12 protein-coding genes are annotated in these 20,174 nt (G+C 69.9%); 3 read left to right on the top strand and 9 right to left on the bottom strand.

Annotated elements, in window-relative coordinates; all coding sequences use genetic code 11:
* Positions 1-120: 120 nt before the first annotated feature.
* From kduI to RG19_RS00220, 3 genes are all read right to left on the bottom strand, one after another.
* Positions 121-969: a 5-dehydro-4-deoxy-D-glucuronate isomerase gene (gene kduI, locus RG19_RS00230; RefSeq protein WP_058833505.1), complete on the bottom strand. Its 849-nt coding sequence runs from the start codon at positions 967-969 to the stop codon at positions 121-123.
* A 299-nt stretch (positions 970-1,268) separates the two neighbouring features.
* Positions 1,269-2,342, bottom strand: a complete 1,074-nt coding sequence (locus RG19_RS00225) for a LacI family DNA-binding transcriptional regulator (protein WP_058833504.1) — start codon at positions 2,340-2,342, stop codon at positions 1,269-1,271.
* Positions 2,343-2,419: 77 nt separating this feature from the next.
* Positions 2,420-4,003, bottom strand: a complete 1,584-nt coding sequence (locus RG19_RS00220; RefSeq protein WP_058833503.1) for a family 43 glycosylhydrolase — start codon at positions 4,001-4,003, stop codon at positions 2,420-2,422.
* A 283-nt stretch (positions 4,004-4,286) separates the two neighbouring features.
* Here RG19_RS00220 and RG19_RS00215 point away from each other — a divergent pair, with 283 nt between their 5' ends.
* Positions 4,287-5,711, top strand: a complete 1,425-nt coding sequence (locus RG19_RS00215; RefSeq protein WP_058833502.1) for a sugar porter family MFS transporter — start codon at positions 4,287-4,289, stop codon at positions 5,709-5,711.
* 913 nt (positions 5,712-6,624) lie between these two features.
* Here the strand turns inward: RG19_RS00215 and RG19_RS00210 are convergent.
* From RG19_RS00210 to RG19_RS00195, 4 genes are read right to left on the bottom strand one after another with little or no spacing between them, the layout of a single operon-like run.
* Positions 6,625-7,908: a TRAP transporter large permease gene (locus RG19_RS00210; RefSeq protein ID WP_058833501.1), complete on the bottom strand. Its 1,284-nt coding sequence runs from the start codon at positions 7,906-7,908 to the stop codon at positions 6,625-6,627.
* Entirely contained in the window at positions 7,908-8,576 is a 669-nt protein-coding gene (locus tag RG19_RS00205; RefSeq protein ID WP_082672379.1) for a TRAP transporter small permease, read from the bottom strand. The genes RG19_RS00210 and RG19_RS00205 overlap by 1 nt, the downstream gene beginning before the upstream one ends.
* 10 nt (positions 8,577-8,586) lie before the next feature.
* Positions 8,587-9,579, bottom strand: a complete 993-nt coding sequence (locus RG19_RS00200) for a TRAP transporter substrate-binding protein (protein ID WP_058833500.1) — start codon at positions 9,577-9,579, stop codon at positions 8,587-8,589.
* Complete coding sequence (locus RG19_RS00195; RefSeq protein ID WP_058836315.1) at positions 9,576-10,403, bottom strand: 2-keto-4-pentenoate hydratase; 828 nt, start codon at positions 10,401-10,403, stop codon at positions 9,576-9,578. The genes RG19_RS00200 and RG19_RS00195 overlap by 4 nt, the downstream gene beginning before the upstream one ends.
* A gap of 232 nt (positions 10,404-10,635) precedes the next feature.
* Between RG19_RS00195 and RG19_RS00190 the strand changes: the two genes are divergently transcribed.
* Both RG19_RS00190 and RG19_RS00185 read left to right on the top strand, forming a co-directional pair.
* A complete protein-coding gene (locus RG19_RS00190) occupies positions 10,636-11,613 on the top strand; it encodes an alpha/beta hydrolase (protein WP_238376558.1) in 978 nt (325 codons plus the stop codon).
* Entirely contained in the window at positions 11,606-13,237 is a 1,632-nt protein-coding gene (locus tag RG19_RS00185) for a carboxylesterase/lipase family protein (protein WP_058836313.1), read from the top strand. Before RG19_RS00190 ends, RG19_RS00185 begins: the two co-directional genes overlap by 8 nt.
* Before the next feature lie 114 nt (positions 13,238-13,351).
* On the opposite strand, the gene RG19_RS00180 is transcribed toward RG19_RS00185, so the two are convergent.
* Together RG19_RS00180 and RG19_RS00175 are read right to left on the bottom strand one after the other, a co-directional pair.
* Positions 13,352-17,200 carry a LamG-like jellyroll fold domain-containing protein gene (locus tag RG19_RS00180; RefSeq protein WP_082672377.1) on the bottom strand — a complete coding sequence of 1,283 codons (3,849 nt, stop codon included), beginning with the start codon at positions 17,198-17,200 and terminating at the stop codon, positions 13,352-13,354.
* A gap of 169 nt (positions 17,201-17,369) precedes the next feature.
* Complete coding sequence (locus tag RG19_RS00175; protein WP_058833499.1) at positions 17,370-20,120, bottom strand: TonB-dependent receptor; 2,751 nt, start codon at positions 20,118-20,120, stop codon at positions 17,370-17,372.
* Between the last annotated feature and the right edge of the window lie 54 nt (positions 20,121-20,174).

The following is a 20,174-nucleotide window of genomic DNA, read 5'->3' as shown; positions in this document are numbered from 1 at the left end:
ACTGGGCGCGCGGATGCGCGCAGGTGGAAGAACGCCCGGCCTCGGCCACCCCGCACTCCGGATGTCGCGAGGACGCCCTGGGGAGGAACAGCGTGCGGAGGGCCGCCGGGGTGGCGCCGGCTACTTGAGCTGGCAGATATCGAGCACGTGCATGTCGGTGTAGTCGAGGTTCTCGCCGCCCATCGCCCAGATGAAGCAGTAGTTCTTCGTTCCCGAGCCCATGTGGATCGACCACGGCGGCGACACCACCGCCTCGCCGTCGGCGACCACGATGTGGCGCTGCGCGTCGGGCTGCCCCATGAAGTGATAGACGCGATCGTTGTCGCCGAGGTCGAAGTAGAAGTAGACCTCGGAACGGCGGTCGTGCAGATGCGGCGGCATCGTGTTCCAGACGCTGCCGGGCTTGAGGATCGTCAGCCCCAGCAACAGCTGCGAGGACTTGCACGTGGCCGGCACGATGTACTGATAGATGGTCCGCTCGTTGCTGGTCTCCAGCGCGCCGCGCTCCAGCGGCACCGCCTTGTCGATCGAGATGTGCGTGGTTTCGAAGCGGGCGTGTGCGGGCGTCGAAGCGAGGTAGAACTTCGCCGGGCTGGCCGCGTCGTCGGACGCGAACTCGACCGTTTCGGTCCCCATCGGGATGTACAGGCCGTCCTTCGGGGCCAGCGTGTACGTGGTGCCGTCGACGATCACCGTACCGCCGCCCTGGCCGACATTGACCACGCCCAGTTCGCGACGCTCCAGGAAGGGCCGGCCCTTGGCCGACTCGGGCTCCGACTGCACCGGCAACGCCACCGGCTTCGAGCGCGGCGCGGCGCCGCCGATGACGAAACGCTCGTAGTGCGTGTAGCTCAGGCGGATGTCGTCGTCGGCGAACAGGCCGTCGAGCAGGTACAGGTCGCGCAAGTCGTCGTTGCTGATGTTGCGCATCACGCCGGGATGGGTGGCGTGGTAGGTCTTCTGATACATGGCGTCTCCCGGGGAAGGGCGGCGCAGGGCACCGCAATGACTGGTTCGGGGCCGATTCTAACGGCGATGGACACCGGTGTCATTGCGCGCTGCGCCAATCGTCGCTCGTCGACCGGAGCGAATGCGTCCAGCGCCCGCTCCAGGTCCGCTGCTTCGCCGCCCTGCCCCGCTGCGGAAGAAGCGACGAGGCGCGTGCAGGGCGAACGGACAGGGGCAGCCCGGAACGCGCCGACGTCCGCGCCTGCGGAACGCCCTCTCCCGGCCGCACGACACAGGTGGCGCGCCACCGATGGGATGCGCTACATGCCGGGCGGCTGGCAGGAATCGCGCACGATCAGGTGCGGACGCACGCTGGCCAGCGGGTGCGCGCCGTCCGGCTCGGGGTGCACCAGCATCGCCGCGGCGATGCGCCCGGTGTCGCGGGTATCGCGGCGGACCGTGGTCAGCGGCGGCCACAACCGCGAGGCCAGCGGGCTGTCGTCGTAGCCGACCACCGACAGATCGCGCGGCACCTGGATCCCGGCGCGCATCGCCACCCGGTAGACGCCGGCCGCCATTTCGTCGTTGCCGCAGAAGATCGCGGTGGGCCGCTTGCGCCCCGACAGCAGTTTCTCCGCCGCCGCGATGCCCGATTCGAAGGTGTAGCCGGCCTCGACGATGCGGGCCTTGGGCACTTCCACGCCGCGCCGGCGCAACGCGTCCACGCACCCGGCGGTGCGTTCGATCGCCGAGCGGTAGTGGCTGGGGCCGGTGATCAAGGCGATGTCGGTGTGGCCGAGCATCTGCAGATACTCCGCAGCCTCGGCGGCACCGTCGCGATCGTGGGTGACCACCATGCGCTCGGGGCGGTCCAGCCCCACCGCCGCGATGCGCACGTAGCGACAGCCGATGTCCTCGAGCATGCGTGCGAGCGCATCGTCTTCGGACACGCGCGGGACCAGCATCACGCCGTGCAGCTTCTGCTGTTGCACGAAACGACGCACGCCCTCGATGTAGTCGGGGTTGCGGCTGTCGCAGGGATGCACCACCAGTTCGAAGCCGGAGCCGCGCAACGCATCCAGCGCGCCGTACTGCATGTTGACGATGAACTGCGCGGTGGGGTTGTCGTACACCATGCCGATCAGGAACGAACGCCGAAACGCCAGTCCACGCGCCATCGGATCCGGCGAATAGCCCACCTCGCGCATCAACGCCTCGACCTTGGCCCGCGTATCCGGGCGCACCAGCGGCGAGTTGTTGATGATCCGCGAGACGGTTTTCTTGGACACGCCCGCCAGGCGCGCGATGTCGTTGATCGTCGCGGGCTTGCCACCGGAAGGCGGCGTCCTGGCGGGTTCGGCAGCGGGCTGCCGGGGTTTGCGGGGAGCGGGCATCCGGGCATCCGGGCGGAGGGACGGCTCCGATTCTATCGGGAGATTTCTATCGGTGGACACGACGTTCCGCGCACGCCTCATTCCAGCGCGCGATAGCGGAAATCGCGGAACCTGACCCGGCCATCGCCGGCCGCGTACACGCCCGGCCGCAACGACAGGAAGCGGCCGGCGGTGTTGTGGTGATACCCCGAGGTCTCCATCTGCACGTCGTACTTGTCCCAGGCCTCGCCATCGCGGCTGTGGTGGACGGTCATCACATGATCCTCGTGCCGCACCCGCAACCACAGCCTGCCCCCCGGCCCCGCGGGCAGTCGCGCCGGACGCTCCTCGCCGTAGCGATGCATGATGAAGCGCTCCCCGTTGAAGCCGAGGCCTGCGTACAACCGGTCGCTGTAGAACAGCAGCGCACCGCCGATGGCACCCGGCTCGATCTCCATTTCCACCTGGAACTCGTAGCCGCGATCCCCGGAGATGACCGTCAGTGGCGATGCATCGCGTGGCGCCGCGCCCTTGCCGCGCAGCGTCAGGGCGCCGTCGCCCAGCGACAGCCGGGACATCTCGTCAGGCGCCGGATCGTAGAACGCCCACTGCGGGGCGAGGGTGTCTCCGCTGAAGTCGTCCGACAGTGCCATGCCGTGCGGCACCGGCGAGCCGGCCGGCTTGGCGAGCGGCCGGCCCAGATCGCCCCCCTCGGCGACGAACCAGCCGTCGTCGGTCCAGCGGATCGGATCCAGCAGCGCCTGCCGGCCGAGCGTCCAGTGATCGCGCTCGTAGCCGTGGTACATCATCCACCACTGGCCGGCGGCGTCCTCCACCAGGGTGGCATGCCCGCGCGACCACCATTGCTCGTCGCGTGACGCAGTGCGCACGACCGGGTTGTTCGGCGCGTTCTCCCACGGCCCGTGGATCGAGCGCGAACGCGCCACGATCACCATGTGCCCGGTCGGCGGACCGGCCGTGCCGCCGACGGCCGTGATCATGTAGTACCACTCACCGCGACGGGTGATCTTCGGACCTTCCTGCGAGTAGCTTTCCACCACCCAGTCTTCCGGATAGCGCCAGCCGCCGTAGGCATGCCGGATCTCGCCGACCGTGCTCAGGCCGTCGTCGGCCAGTTGCACGTAGTCGCCGGCGCTCAGGAACAGATAGCGCTTGCCGTCCTCGCCCACAGCGTGACCGGGATCGATGTGGCCCGGCAGCGCCAGGTCGATCGGTTCGCTCCATGGACCGTGGATATCGTCGGCCCAGACCACGTAATTGCTGCGTCCGACCTCGGTACGCCCGGGAAAGTAGATGTAGAAGCGTCCTTCATGCAGCACCAGGTCCGGCGCCCAGATCGAACCGACGCTGGTGGTGATCGCATGTCCGATCGGCTGCCAGTTCACCAGATCCCGCGACTGCCACAGCGGCAACCCCGGATAGCTGTCGAACGACGACAGCGTCAGGTAGTACGCATCGCCTACGCGCAGCACCGACGGATCCGGCCGGTCGCCGGCCAGGATCGGGTTGAGGAACGTGCCGTCGCCCAGATCGGCCTGCCGCTGTCCCTCGATACCGCGCGCCCAGGCGGGATCGCCTGCGATGGCCGCGCCGGTGGCCACCAGGAGTGCGCAGGCCAGGGCCGCGGTGGAGAGACGGGACGGACGAACTGGGAAGGTCATGCGGCACTCCTGGAGATTGGAGATCACAGCGGAGAATGACACCGATGGTCATCGATGACCGTAACAAGACGAACCGCACCCCGGCATCGTGCGTTGCAACACGTCATGCGGGATGGAAGCGGCTAAAGTGTGAGCGGCCGAGGGGACGGCCTCAGGGGAATGACACCGGGATCAGGCATCCGCCGGCCCGGCTTGCGAATGGACCGTCGCCCGGGCGCCCCCGGAGCCGGCGATCCATCAATCCATGCATCGCGACAGACGCACACGGGGACCGGAACACCGCATGACCCACTCCACAGGATCGACACATCGCGACGGCGGCAACACTGCGTTCATCGTGCTCATCAGTTGCGTCGCCACGCTGGGCGGCTTCCTGTTCGGCTTCGACTCGGGCGTCATCAACGGCACGGTCGACGGCCTGCGCGCGGCGTTCGATTCGGACTCGGTGGGCACCGGCTTCAACGTGGCGTCGATGCTGCTGGGCTGCGCGATCGGCGCCTACTTCGCCGGCCGGCTGGCCGACCACTTCGGCCGGCGCAACGTGCTGATCGTGGCGGCGGTGCTGTTCGGTGTCTCGTCGTGGGGCGCCGGCATCGCCGCCAGTTCCGCGGAGTTCGTGCTCTACCGCGTGCTCGGCGGCCTGGCCGTCGGCGCGGCCAGCGTGATGTCGCCGGCCTACATCAGCGAGGTCTCGGCGGCGCGCTACCGCGGCCGGCTGGCCTCGCTGCAGCAGATCGCGATCATCTTCGGCCTGTTCGCGGCGTTCCTGAGCAACTACCTGCTGGCACGCGTGGCCGGCGCGTCGACCGCCGAGTTCTGGTGGGGCTACGAGGCGTGGCGCTGGATGTTCTGGGTGGAGATCGCGCCGTCGGCGGTGTTCCTGGTGGCGCTGTTCTTCATCCCCGAGAGCCCGCGCTATCTGGTCGCCAAGGGCCGGCTGGAACAGGCCGCGGCGGTGCTGACGCGCCTGTACGGCGCCGAGGCCGGCACGCGCAAGCTCGGGGAGATCCAGGCCAGCCTCGCCGGCGACCACCACCGCCCGCGGCTGTCGGACCTGATCGCCAGGGCCACCGGCCGGGTGCGCCCGATCGTGTGGGTGGGCATCGGCCTGGCCACGTTCCAGCAGCTGGTCGGCATCAACGTGGTGTTCTACTACGGCGCGGTGCTGTGGCAGGCGGTGGGCTTCTCGGAGAGCGACGCGCTGCTGATCAACGTGCTGTCGGGCGCGCTGAGCATCGGCGCGTGCCTGGCGTCGATGGCGCTGATCGACCGCATCGGCCGCAAGCCGCTGCTCTGGACCGGTTCGGTGGGCATGGCGATCACGCTGGGCACGGTCACCGCGGCCTTCGCGACCGGCACGCTCGGCGACGACGGCCGGCTGATGCTGTCCGGCACGATGGGCCTGACGGCGCTGGTGGCCGCCAATGCGTACGTGGTGTTCTTCAATTTCTCGTGGGGCCCGGTGATGTGGGTGATGCTGGGCGAGATGTTCCCCAACCAGATCCGCGGCTCCGGGCTGGCGGTAGCCGGGCTGTTCCAGTGGGGCGCGAACTTCATGATCACCTGGACGTTCCCGATGCTGCTGGCCGGCATCGGCCTCGCCGGGGCGTACGGGCTCTACACCGCCGCGGCGATCCTGTCGGTGTTCTTCGTGCTGCGCTACGTCCACGAGACCCGCGGACGCGAGCTGGAGCAGATGGAGGGCTGACGGCCCTCCGCAGGCCTCGCGCGCTGCCGCTTGCCTGCCACGCGGCAGCCGTCGGTCCCGACTACAGCCTCGGACGCGCGGCATCACATTGCATCGTGGCGAGCTGATGGCCTCTTACAGGATCGGCAACCTGCCCGTTCGACGGGTCGGCAGCGTGGATTCGCCGCGTCGCCTCTTGATGTCGCGACCTGAGGGGCCCCGCCGGAACCGGTGGCCTCCTCGCGCGAATGTCCCCCGGCCACCGCCATGCGGCGGCGGCCTCCTCCTTGATTTCGCCGAGAAGGCCACCGGTCCCGACGGGCGTCGGCTTGCGGAACGTGCGAGATGCCGCCTCCGGCACGCTCCACGGCTTGCTCCTTGGACAGGTGACAGCGAAATCCGATGCACCGCGTGTTCCTGTCTGCCCCCGCGACAGGATCAACGAGGAAGCGGCCGCAGGCCGACGCCAGTAAAGCGTTTGCTTTCAGAGTCAGCTGGGACCTCCGCGGCATCACCCCGACACGCTGCCTCGGACGCAGGCGATAGCACACCGCCAACGACTCGCCGATGCGGCGGGGCGGCTGGGGTCTGCGGAGAGCAGGCCATGGGTGAGCGCCGACGGCTTGCGCGGCATGCCGCGCGTCGGCGCGAACGCCCCGAGCGCTGCGAGGGGCCGGACCGCGGAGCGGGCCTGCGGCGGCGAGTCAGACATGGGTGAGCAGGGCCGCTTGCGCGGCACTGCCGCGCGGCCCGTGCGAACGCCCGGCGCGCAAAGCGCCGGGCCGGTCCGGGCCGCGAAGCGGCATGGGCTGACCGAGCCGAGGAGCAGACCCCGGCTGCCCCGACGCCTGCATCCGGAGCCGATGCTTCTGCTTCTGCTTTGGCCGGTTGTGGGTTCTGCTTTGGCCTCGTCGCCCGAAGGCGACGGACAGGACTAAGCCCGCAGCAACGCCGGCAGCCACAGCGACAGCGACGGGAAGAACGCGACCACCAGCAGCACCGCGAGACCTGCCAGCCAGAACGGCCAGATCGTGCGCAGGCTCTGGCCGATGGTGATCTTGCCGATCGCCGTGCCCACGAACAGCACCGACCCCACCGGCGGGGTCACCAGGCCCAGGCCGCCGGCCAGCACGAGCACCATCCCGAAATGGATCGGATCGATCCCGAACGCACGCGCCACCGGCAGGAAAATCGGCGTGCAGATCAGGATCATCGGCGCCAGATCCATGAAGATGCCCAGCAACAGCAGCATCACCACGATCATCATCAGCACCGCCTGCGGACTGTCGGCCACCGCCTGCAATGCGTTCACCGCCGCTGCCGGCACCTGCAGATACGCCAGCAACCACCCGAACAGCGCCGCCGCCGCGATCACGAACAGGATCACCCCCGTCGTGCGTGCCGCATGCGTCACCGTCTCGAAGAACTCCCGCCAACGCAGCTGCCGGTACAACACCGTCGTGACCAGCAACGCGTACAGCACCGCGATCGCCGCGCTCTCCACCGCGGTGAAGATGCCGGCGCGGATGCCGACGAAGATCAGCGCCACCAGGCCCAGCCCGGGCAATGCCGCCACCAGCCGGATGAGCATCGCGCCGAGTCCCGGGAACGGCTCGGTGCCGTAGCCACGCCGGCGCGCGACGAAGTACGCCGTCACCATCAGCGTCACCGTCATCAGCAACGCCGGCAGGATGCCGCCCGCGAACAGATCGGCGATGGAGATCCCGCCGCCCATCGCCGCCGAGTACAGGATCAGGTTGTGCGACGGCGGCACCAGCAGCGCCACCAACGCCGCGGTGATGCTCACATTGACCGCGAAATCCCGGTCGTAGCCGCGCTTGACCATCTGCGGAATCATCGTCCCACCCACCGCCGACACATCGGCGATCGCCGACCCCGACACGCCGCCGAAGAACAGCGACGACAGGATGCTGACCTGCCCGAGACCGCCACGGATACGGCCCACCAGCGACGACGCCAGCGCGATCAGACGCTCGGAGATGCCGCCGCGCATCATCAACTCGCCGGCGAAGATGAACAACGGAATCGCGATCAGCGATGCCGTGCCGATGCCGGCACCCATCTGCTGCACCAGCACCACACTCGGCAGATCCAGAAAGAACAGCGTCGCCAGCGACGCCGCCGCCAGCGCGAACGCCACCGGCACGCCGATCATCAGCAGCACCACGAACACCCCGAACAGCACGGCGATCGCCATCAGTCGTTGCCTCCCGCGGCACCCGGCCGCTCCCCGTCACGCTCGCCCCTCGCGTCCCCTGCCGGCGCACCCGGCCCGGTGCCGGACACCGGCACCGCACGCGACGCCTGCCAGAGATCGATCCCGCGCGCGATCGCGAACACCACCATCAACGCACCGCCCAGCGCGAGCGGCAGATACACCGCACTCTGCGGCAACGGCGCGCCCGCCATGCGGATGTCCAGTCCATCAACGAACAGCACCGCGCCCCACCCCGCGAGCGCCGCACCGATCGCGACGATCACCGCTTGCACCACCACGTCCACCAGCCGGCGCAGCGCCGGCTGCATGGCCTCGGCCAGCAGGAAGAAGCCGAAGTGGCGCCCGGTGTGCACACCCGACGCCGCGCCGAAGCTCATCGCGGTCGACAACAGCAGGATGGTCGCCGGCTCGGTCCAGCTCGGCGAGTCGTTGATCACGTAGCGGGCGAACACCTGCCAGCCCTGCACCACCACCAGGCCGAGCAAGGCCCCGGCGGCGATGGCGATCGACACACCGGACAGGCGGTCGAGGCCGTGGCGCCAACCGCGGCGCGGCGTCTCGAGCGGTGCCTCGACGGGCGTCGGCTCGGTGGCCGAACGCGGAAGGGGAGGTGATGCGGGACGGGGTGCGGAATTCGGATCGGACATCGGCTCGGACTCAGGCCGCATCGCGGATGCGGCGATGAAGGGCGGCGATCGCGGGATCGCGCAGGTAGTCGTCGACCAGCGGACGCGCTGCGGCGCGGAAGGCATCGGTATCGACATCGTTGAAGGCGATCCCGGCCTCGGCCACCGCCGCGCGCGCTTCGGCCTCGGAGGCGTCCCAGAGTTCGCGCATCACGGCCACCGACGCACGCGCGGTGTCGACCAGCAGGTCGCGGTCGCCCGGGCGCAGCGCATCCAGCGAGCGCTGCGAGATCATCAGCATGTCCGGCGCGTACGAGTGCTCGCTCTGCGACCAGTACCGCGCGGCCTCGAAGTGCCGGCTGGAATGGAAGCTGCGCATGTTGTTCTCGGCACCGTCGATCATGTGCGTTTCCATGCCCGAGAACGTGTCGCCCAGCGACATCGGCGTCGGGTTCGCACCGAGCAGGCGCACCAGCCGGATGAAGATGTCCGACGCGGCCACGCGGATCTTCAGGCCGTGCAGGTCGGCGGGCGTGCGCAGCGGGCGACGCACGTTGTAGAAGCAGCGCGCGCCGCTGTCGTAGACCGCCAGGCCGACCAGGTCGCGGGTGCGGAAGCCGTCGAGCACGGTCTGCGCGATGCCGCCATCGAGCGCGTGGCGCATGTGCGCGACCGAGTCGAACACGTAAGGCAGGCACAGCGGCACGGTGAGCGGAAAGGCGTTGTTGAGCGCACCGCTGTACACGCGGGTGATGTCGATGACGCCGTAACGCGCCATGTCGATCGCTTCGGATTCGCGGCCCAGCTGGCCCGAGTGGTACTGGCGGATGCGCACGCGGCCGTCGGTCTCTCGGGCCATGGTCTCCCCGATCCAGCGCACCGCCTCCACGGTGGGGTAGTCGCTGACGTGCACGTCGGTGGCGGTCAGCGTCACCCCGCCCTCGTCGGCCGCGAGCCCGCGCAAGGCCGGGACGGCGCACAGTGCACCCAGGCCGGCCAGGAAGGCGCGGCGGCCGAGCGTCATCGCAGCGCCTCCGGCTCCGCGGCCGCCGCCTCCGCACGGACGTCCAGCGTGGCCACATCGTCGAAGGCCACCCGGGCCCGCTGGCCGGGCAGGATGTCGTGGATACCGGTGGCATTTCCGGTCGCGACCAGGTCGCCGGCGCGCAGCGGCCGTCCGCGCCGGGCCGAGCGCGAGAGTGCGAAGGCGAAGGCGGCACGCAGGCCGCCGGGTAGATGCGTGGCGCCGCCCGCGCCGACTTCCGCACCGTCGATGTACGTCCGCACGGTCAGCTCGCGTTCGTCGCGCACGACCCAGTCCGGGATCTCCGGGCCCAGCACCAGCCCGTTGTTGTTGCCGAAGTCCGACACCACCACGCGCGGCCCCAGCGCGTTGATGGTCGCCAGCGGGCTGCTCGCGATCTCGATGCCCACCAGCAGCGTGGCCGGCAGTGCGCCCGCGTCGTCCGGGGTCCACGCCAGGCGCGCCGGATCGGCATCGGCCTCCAGGCGCAGCACGTACTCGGCTTCCACCGCGGCGAAACCGCCGGCGTAGACCGGAATCGCGATCTCGCCGGCGGCGACCCACAGGTGACGTCGCCAGATCGGTCCGAGCAGGCGCTCGTCGCCCGAGGCGTCGCGGCGCTCCGGCTGGATGTAGCCCACCTTCCAGCCCACCACGGCGTCCTGCCAGCGCGCGATGGCCAGATCCTGCACACGGTAGGCGGCCTCCAGATCGGCGGGGATCACGCCGGGGAAATCCTGCAACGGGCGCGCGGATGCGCGGGCCTGGACGAAACGCTGCGCGATCGCATCGGCATCCGTGTCGTGTCCGGCGCCGTCTGGCACCGCGTCCTCATGCTGCGTGTCGTCGTGCTGGTTCAAGCGTGTGGTCTCCCGCGGAAGCGTGGTGCGATGCAGATCGCCGCACCGTGGTGTTCCTTGTATGGTAAACCGGTGTCATCTTCAATGTGCAGTGCGGCAAATGTGCATCCGAACCATCCACGCATCACCGCGGAGCCCCGTTTTTCCGGGGTCCACGGCCGAACGTGCCCATCCGGTCCCGTCCGGATACGCCTCCGTGCGCGCCCGGGCCGTGGCCTGCGCGGGCGCGTTGCTGATCGCCGCCGCGGCGACCGCGAGCGCACACGCCGGTTGCGATTGGCCTACGGTGGACAATGCGGCCTCGTTCACCCTCGCCGGACGCCCCGTCGATGCGCCCGATGCGCGCATCGTGGAGCGCAGCCCGGACCCACGTCGGCCCGACCGCTACGCCGAAGCCATCGGCGAGGCCTGGCTGACGGTCCATCGTCCCGCCCAACCGGACGGCAGCGCCTTGCTGGTGCTGCCCGGCGGCGGTTATCGACGCGTGGTGCTGGACAAGGAAGGCACCGCGCTGGCGCCGCGCTTCAACGCGGCCGGCATCACCCTGTTCGTGCTGCACTATCGGCTGCCGGACATCGCCCATCCGGACGCCGCGGATGCGCCGCTGGTCGATGCACGCACGGCGATGCGCCAGCTGCGCGCATGCGCTGCGGACTGGTCGCTCGATGCCGCACGCATCGGGGTCATGGGCTTCTCTGCGGGCGGGCACCTCGCCGCCCAGCTGGCGACCCGCCGGGACGCGCGTCTTCCGACACCGGGAGGCCTGCGAGACGGCCACGACGCGCGTCCCGATTTCGTCGTGCTCGGCTATCCGGTGATCTCGATGGATCCCGCCATCGCCCACGCCGGCTCGGTCGCTCGTCTGCGCGCCGCCGACGCCAGCGCCGATCCGGCGACGTGGTCGCTCGATGCCCTTGTCGATGCGCGGACGCCGCCCACCTTCCTGCTGCACGCGCAGGACGATACCGCGGTGCCCGTCGCGCACAGCCTGCGTTTCCACCGGGCTCTGGTCGCGGCCGGGGTGCCGGCGAGCCTGCACGTGTTTCCGCACGGAGGGCACGGGTTCGGCATCCGCGATGCGCACGGTCCGCTGGCCGGATGGCCGGATCTGGCGATCGCCTGGATGCGCGCCCTACCCGCAGATGCCGCCCCAGGACGTCCGCTCGATGAGTGATCCGCAACCGTCGCGTCGTCGCTTCATCGGCGCCGCACTCGCCGCAGGTGCATGCGCGTTGCTGCCGCCCGCCCGGGCGACGGTCGCGTCGGTGGTCGCGGTCGAGGGCGGACGCGTCGCCGGCACCAGGATCGACGGGCTGCACGTCTTCCGGGGCATCCGCTACGGCGCCGACACCGCGCCCCGGCGTTTCCGGCCGGCCGCGCCACCGGTCCCTTGGCGCGGCATCCGGTCCGCGGACGCGTTCGGCGCGAACGCACCGCAGAACGGCGCAGGAGGCCCCGGGTGCGAGGATTGCCTGTTCCTCAACCTGTGGACGCCGGCCCTGGACGACGGCGCGAAACGCCCGATCCTGGTCTACGTGCACGGCGGCGGATTCGATACCGGCAGCGGCAGCGATCCGCTGTACGACGGCGGCCGCCTGTGCCGGCACGGCGACGCGGTCGTGGTCACCGTCAACCATCGCCTCAACGTCTTCGGATACCTGGCCCTGCGCGACCTCGGCGGAGCGGCGTTCGCGCAGTCGGGCAACATCGGCCAGCTGGATCTGGTCATGGCGCTGCACTGGATTCGCCGCCATGCCGCGCGCTTCGGCGGCGATGCCGACAACGTGACCCTGTTCGGCCAGTCCGGCGGCGGCGCGAAGATCGCCACACTGATGGCGATGCCGGCCGCGCGGGGACTGTTCCATCGCGCCTGGACGATGAGCGGGCAGCAGGTGACCGCAGCCGGTCCACGTGCCGCGATGCAGCGCGCGCAGCTGTTTCTCGATGCCCTGGATGCCCGGAATGGCGCCGGCCCGCCACGTGCCGAAGCTGCGCACCGGGCCGACGTCGACTTCGAACGCCTGTGTGCCCTGCCCGCGACCGACCTGCTGGCGGCGCTGTCCACGCCGGACCCCTCGCGCATCGAGGACACCCGCCTGTACTTCGGCCCGGTGATGGACGGCGTGTCGTTGCCGCGGCATCCGTTCTGGCCGGACGCGGCGCCGCAGTCGGCGGCGGTCCCGATGGTGGTGGGCAACACGCGCGACGAGACCCGGGCGTTTCTCGGCAGCGATCCGGCGCACTTCGCGCTGACCTGGGCGACGCTGCCGGAGCGACTGCGCACGCAGCAGTACGTGGATCTCGATCCCGACGGCGTCGTCGCCGCGTACCGGCGCATGTATCCGCACTACAGCCCCTCGGACGTGTTCTTCGCCGCGACCACCGCCGGGCGCTCGTGGCGCGGCGCGGTGGAGACGCTGGAGGCGCGCGCACGTCAGGGGGCACCGACCTGGGCGTATCAGCTCGACTGGTACCCGCGCACCCCCGAGGGCGAACGGTTGCGCGCGTTCCACACCCTCGACATCCCGCTGGTGTTCGACACCGTGGACATGCCCGGCGCCCGCACCGGAGCCGATGCCGATGCCCGGCGCATGGCGGCGACCCTGCGCGATGCGCTGCTCGCGTTCGCCCGCCACGGCGACCCCGGCCATCCCGGCCTGCCGGACTGGCGCTCCTATTCGCTCGAACGTCGCGAGACGATGGTGCTCGACCGCCGCTCGACGCTGCAGCGCGACCCGCGCGGCGGCGAGCGCGAACTCTACCGGCAGGCGCCGTTCGTGCAGCGGGGAACGTTCTAGGCGGCGAGGGTCCGAGCGCCCTCCTCCGCCCTTCGGGCCCCTTCTCCCGCGAGCGGGAGAAGGGAGGGCGCCGGCTGCTGGGACTGCCGCGGCGTGCGGGCCGCGGAGCTGCCGTCAGGGCACCGCGGCCTCGTTGTTGCGCCGGGTCACCTCCTCGGCCTCGTCGTGCAGGGCGATCCGCACGTGCGCGCCGTCCAGCGCCTTGTCGTCGGCGGACAGGGCGAGCGTCACGGTACGCGGCCGCAGGTCGCGCGGCGCGGCCAGCGGCGGGATGTCCGCACGCGCGAGTTCGCGCCCGCGTGCATCGACCAGCGTCGCCACGCCGCCCGGTGCATCGACATGGCCGAGGCTGTGCACGGTCACTTCGACGCCGCCTTCGGCGCGACGCACATCGCCGCGGCCGATCCCGATGTCGGGCCGCCGCTCGACCGGCGTTCCGGCCTCGATCCGCTCGAACTCGAACACCTGGGTCTGCCCGGGCGCGAACGCCAGCTCGATCGACGCACTCGTCTCCAGCGTCACCTCGCGTTCGCGCGCCTGGGCGTCGATGCGACCCTCGCCGCTGCGGTCGATCCCGCTGCGCAGGCGCCAGCGACCGGCGTCCACGTTCCAGCCGGTCATGGTGGCGCGCGCCTCGCGGTCGCCGGTGTTGTGCGCGATCACGGTGAAGCGGTCGCGGCGCGGCGCCGGCACCAGCAGGGCGACGCGTTCGGCATCGGCGTCGTCGTCGAAGCGCCAGCTCACCGTGTGACCGGGATACGTGGTGTTGCGGCGCAAGGCCAGGCCGCCGAGGCGCGCCCGCTGCAGGAACTCGCTGGGCGCCTCGACCCGGTCCGACCACCAGTGCCCCTCGGTGTTCATGTACTCGCGCAAGGCCTTGGTCTCGATGCCCTCGCGGTGCAGCGCCTCGAGATGGCGGGTGTCGCCGGTCTGCTGCCACGCCACCAGGCTGGGGAAGCCGACGCTGCCGCCCTCCGCGGACGCCTGCAGCCGCGCGCCCCAGTCGTCGCGGCGCTCGAGCACGTCGACGAAGTTCTCGGCGAGATTCGACAGCGCCGCCGGCCCGCTGCGCGCGACCCGGTAGTCCAGCGGCTGCAGGAAGCGGTCCTCGCCGGTCCAGCGCCATGCCGCCCAGAACAGGTGCATGGTGTCGCCGCCGCCGGAGCCGTCCAGCAGCTCGCCGCCGCGCACGTCGCCGGTGGACCACTGGATCTCGTTGGGCAGTACCCACTGGCCGTCGGCGGCGGTGTAGGCGTGGGCGAGGTAGCCGTCGGCCAGGCCGACGATCATGTCGCGGCTGGTCGGGTCGGCGTTGAACACGCCGAGCAGGAACGCGGGATGCAGCAGCGGGAACGAGTACGGCTTCTGCCATTCCCAGCGCGGCTCGCGGTAGACCTTGCGGCCACCGAACCAATTGCTGGCGAACAGCAGGTTCCCGTGCGGATTGCGCCGCACGATGCGTTCGTCCAGCGCGCGCACCGTCTCCATCAGGCGCTCGATGCTCAACGGGTCGCCCCAGTTGAGGTAGAGCGCGGCGCTGTTGGTGTTGATGCCTTCCTCGTAGGCGTGCAGTTCGTCGGTCTCGATCGTCGACAGGCCGTCGACGAACATCTCGTTGGCGTAGGCCGCATCGGCCAGCGCCAGCAACGAGGCGTTGACCTTGTCCGGAATCACGCCCATCAGCGCCAGACCCGGCCACTGCTGCGAGAGATCGCTGTCGTCGGAAATGCCGCCGCCGAAATCCCCGAAATCGACCTGACGCTCGTCGATCCACCATTCGATGAAACGCCGCACCGCCTTCAGGTCTTCCAGCTGCAGGAAGGCCCACGCCGGCACGCCCGGCGGCGGCTCGGGCACGTCCACCGGCGGGCGCCCCTGGCTGCCGTAGCTCATGTAGTGCCAATACAGGCGGCCCAGATGGTGATCCGGATCGACACGCAGCAGGTCGCCGATGTCGGCATGCACGCGCGCGTAGAGACGCTGGCGCCGCGAGGTGGTGTGCTCCTCGACCAGGAAGCCCCAGTTGTCGCGAACCTGGTTGAAGCGGTCGGCGACGTGCTCGGCGATCGCGGCCTCGCGCGGCTTGTAGACCAGGCGGATCTCCGCGCCGTCGAGCGCGGCGGCATCGAATCCCGGCGCGGCCGAGGCGATGCTGATCCACAGGCTGTCCTCGGTGAGGATGCGGTCGCGCAGGTCCAGCCACAGCGTGCGCGCCTGTCCGGGCCGGACCGACACCGACACGTCGATCATGTCGCGCGCCGGCCAGATCGGGTCCTTGATGCGGATGTTGAGCGGGATCGCCGGCTCGCCGTCCACACGATGGGTCGCAGGGAGATCGAGCGCGGGGATGTCGATGGCGACCCCGTCGAGCCCGTCGTGCATGTGCTCCCAGCTGTAGGCCCAGCTGCGCACCAGCGGCTGCGCGGCGGGCGCCGCGCCGACCCCGGACGGCACCAGCACGTGCACCAGCGGTTGCCGCGGCGCGCCGACGGCGGCCGACGGCGCAGTCGCGACCTCGCGCGGGCGCGCCGCCGCGCGTTCCGGCAACGCGATGACGAGATCGCGCTCGTCCGGAGGGAAGCGGCCGTCGATGAACGCGCGCAGATCGTCGAGATTGGTGTAGTCCACCGCGGCATCGGCACGCACGACGTAGCGCTGCTTCACCGTGCCGTCCGGCTCGTCGGCATCGCTGACGTGATACGCCCAGATCTCCTGGATCGGCGTCTCCTGCGCGGTATTGGCGAAGCGCAGATGTCCGCCGTGGCGGGTGTCGAACGTGTCGACGCTGCGCACCACGCCCTGCGGCCGCTCGAACAGCGGCTGCAGCCGCGTCCCGTCGGGGCCGTGCAGGGCCTGGCCGAACGCCGCACCGCGGATCTCGACCCGGTTCACCGGCTCGTCCGGCAAGGTCAGGTCCAGCGCCTGGCCGCCTTCGACATAGGTATCCCAGTCCGGCAACTGGAAGTAATCGTCGCGACCCCGCAGGCGCGAGCGGTTGTACACGCCCGGCCATGTGGTTTCGGCGATACCGTCGGTCGCCTTCCACATCCATTGCTTCAGATCCTTGGTGTCGGCGAACTCGACCTTGCGGATCGTGGTGGTGGTGGCGTCGAGCAGCGGCGGCGCGACACCGTTCTGCCAGCCATGGCGGAACAGCCAGGCGGTGTCGCGGTCGCCGCCGGCCACCGAGGTCCGTGGCGCGCCGAAGCTGCGCACGGCCTGGACGCCGGCGGTGTCGAGCATGCGGTCGTAGACGCGGATGTCGTCGAAATCGCTGCCGCGCAGGAAGTTGTAGCGGCTCTGCACCTGGTGCGGCGCGAGCACGCGCGCCGCGAGACCGAGCTGGTCGAGGCCCGCGTCGTAATCGAACGAGGCCTGCGCGCTGGCGGGGCGATCCTCGCGGCCCACCTCGCGACCGTCCACGTACAGGCGCACCCCCATGGTCTCGTCCCAGCCGAAGGCAAGATGGGTCCAGGCATCGGCGGGCGGCGGTGCCGGCATCCGGAACGACACCCGCGAGCGTGCGAGGTTGGCATCGGTGACGAAGGCGTCGAAGCCCTCGCCGTTCCAGTCGATGCGCAGCCAGGCCATGTCCCAGCTGCTGTGGTCGGCGTAACCGACCCGGAAGATCACGAACGGCGCCTCGCCCACCGGATCGCGCGACCGCCAGAAGAAGCTCAGGGTGCCGCGTTGCGCGTGGATGTTGCCGGGCGCGTTCCACGCCAGGACGCCGTCGTCGTCCCATTCGATGGCCGAGCCGCGCACGCCGTCCTCGACCAGGCGCACCCGGTCCTGGAAGTTCGGAACCGGATCGCCTCCCGCGACGGTGGCTTCGAGACCGTCGTCGGCGGGCACGTGGAACAGCAACTGGGGCGGCTGGGGCGCCTGTGCACGCGCGTTCGGTGCGATTGCGGCGGACAGCGCCAGCAGCGCGGCGAGAACGGACGTGGACGGTTGGATCATCGTTTCCCTCGTGACGATGCCGGCCTTGGTGGCCGGCGTCTGTACGGCGCGATCGCGCGGACCTTACCCCGCGACTCGCGCCCGTGCATCGGGCCCGCGAGCGGACGCCTCGCCGCGACCGGCACGCCGACGGCGCGGTCCCGCCCGCGGGCGGGACCTCCGGCGTCGCTCAGAAGCGGTAACGCATGCCGAGCATGTACTGGCGACCGGTGTGGTAGTAGACCGAGCTGCGGTCGGCGACCGAGTCGACCCATTCGTCCTGGTACTCGTCGGTCAGATTGAGTCCCTCCAGGGTGAGCTGCAGGCGGTCGTTGATCTTCCACGAGATCGACGCGTCGAACGTCGTCGTGCCCTTGACCCCTTCGACGTCGTTGCCGTCGCGCCCCGGCACGCTGGTGAGGTAGTCGCTGCGATAGGTGCCCGAGACGCGCCCGGAGAACACATCGCCTTCGTAGTAGAGCGTGGCGTTGTAGGCGTTGTCCGACAGTCCCACCATCGAGGTCCGCATGATTTCCTCGCCGGCGCCGTCGAGATAGCTGATTTCCGCGTCGACGTAGGTGTAGTTGAACTGCACGCCGAGATTGCTCCAGCGCCCGGGCAGGAAGCTGAAGGGCTGCTGCAGGTTCAGTTCGGCGCCGCGCAGCGGACCGCCCGGCGTGTTGACCGGCACGCTGAACACGAACTCGTCGGTGGGCGACGCGCCGGTGCCGGCCAGCAGGCTCGCGGGCAGGCCGCTGTCGGCGTAGATGCGGGTCTCGCGCACCGTCTGCACGTAGGTGTCGATGTCCTTGTAGAACAGGCCGACGCCGAACAGGGCACCGTCGCCGTAGTACCACTCGAAGCCGAGGTCGTAGGTCTTGGCGCGGAACGGATCGAGATCCGGATTGCCGCCCGAGACCGTGCGGGCGCCACCCGCGACGTTGACGGTCACGCCCGGGGTCAGCGAGCCGAGTCCGCTGCGCGCCATCACCTTGGCGGCACCGAATCGCAACAGCATGTCCGGCGCGACTTCCGCGACCAGGTTCATCGACGGCAGCACGTCCGAGTACTCGCGCGAGACCCGCGCCTGGATCGGGGCCCCGCTGACGGTCGCGTAACCGGTCGAATCCATGCTCGTCTGCACGTAGCGCACGCCGACATTGCCCGAGAACGGGATCTGGCCGAGATCGGTGGAGAAGTCGGCCTGCACGAAGACGCTGTCGGCGGTCTCGGTCACGCTGCGGTCGTTGACCGGGCGCGGCAGCACCTGCAAGGTTCCGCTGTTGCTGTACAGGCCGAAGCGCTGGTCGAACGCGGCGATGTCGGGCACCACCCAGGTGCCGGGCGTGGCCGGGATGTCGTAGGCGCTGACCTGCTTGGTCAGCTCGGCCAGTTGCTCGGGAGTCAGCGTCGGCACATCGAGCTCGCTGGCACGGCGCAGTTCGGTGGTCTCGAAGCTGTATTCCTTGCGTTGCAGGCCGGCCTTCAGGCGGAAGCCGGGGGTCAGCGACCAGTCGACGTCCAGCCGGGCGGTATCGTAGGTGTTGTCGACGTACTGCGGACGCAGGCGGATCTCGGCCAGGGTCCAGCCGTTGGGGTCGGTCGGATCGATGCCGTAGTCGAACACCGGCAGACGGCTGTTGCCGCGATAGTCGTAGCTGTACCCGTCGACATCGAACTTGTCCATGATCACGGTGGTCTGGATCGGATTCTCGTGCTCCGACTTCGACCGGCCGACCAGGGCGTTCATCTTCACCGCATCGTTGAAGCGATGCTCGCCCGACAGGGCGAACTGGGTGAATTCCGTCGTCCATTCGTCGATGCGCGACTCCGAGCGGATGTCGACGTTGTCGAACACGCCGTAGACCAGGTTGCCGCGATCGTCGACCGCACCGTCGCGCACGATCGTGTTCGGCTTGCCGCCGGCCGAAGCGCCGCGACTGAAGGAGATCGCCTCGATGTAGTCCTCGGTGCGCTCGGCATCGATCTTGGCGTACAGCATGTCGAAGCTGATCTCGGTGTCCCGGCTGGGCGCGAACTGCAACGCGCCGGTGACGCCCACGCGCTGCTGGTCGTGGTGGATCAGCGAGTAACGCGGAATGCGCGGATGGAAGACATCGGCACCGAGGGCCGGCGTGTACGGCGACGACGGATCGAAGCCGCCATTGCTGGTGCCCGACGCCCAGCGTCCGCTGCCGCTGCCTTCCTCGACGAGCTCGCGGTCGGTGAATGCGACCGACAACAGGGCGCCGAAACGGTTGTCCGCCCAGGTGTTGGAGATCAGCGCGGTGGCGCGCGGATTGGTGTCGCTGGACAGGTCGTTGTAACCGAGCTGGCCGCTGGCGGCGAAGGTGAAGCCGTCGTAGTCGAACGGACGCGCGGTGCGCATGTCGACGGTGGCGCCGAGCGAGCCCTCCTCGACCTCGGCCGACGATGTCTTGCGCACCACCAGCTGGCTGAAGAGATCGGACGCGAACACGTTGAAGTCGAACCCGCGGCCGCGGTTGGTGCCGCCCGAGGTGTCGGTGCCGCCGACCGTGGTCAGCGCCTCCATGCCGTTGATGCGCACGCGGGTGAAGTCGGCGCCGAGCCCGCGCACGGAGATGTTGCGGCCTTCGCCGGATTCGCGGGTGATGGTCACGCCGGGAATGCGCTGCAACGACTCGGCGAGATTCATGTCCGGGAAGTTGGCGATGTCCTCGGCGACGATGGCATCGACCACGCCGGCCTCGCCGCGCTTGATGTCCAGCGCGCGTTCGAGGCTGGCGCGGTAGCCGGTGACGCGGACCACATCGAGCTCGGTGGCGTCGGCGGCTGGCGTGGTCTGGGGCGGTGGCGGGGGCGCCTGATCCTGTGCGTGCGCCTGCGCGCCGAGCACGAACGAGATCGCGACCGCCAGCATGGTAACCGGTGTCTTTATTGCACGGACTGCAACTGCCATTGGTGTTTCCCCTCCCGTGAGGCCAGACCGCTCTGAAGGCGTTCTTGGCTGGTA

Origin of the sequence: Luteimonas abyssi (genome assembly GCF_001482195.1) — a bacterium.
GTDB lineage: Bacteria > Pseudomonadota > Gammaproteobacteria > Xanthomonadales > Xanthomonadaceae > Luteimonas > Luteimonas abyssi.
Note: the sequence above shows the minus strand (reverse complement) of the source record. Positions and strands in the feature narration are given on the sequence as shown.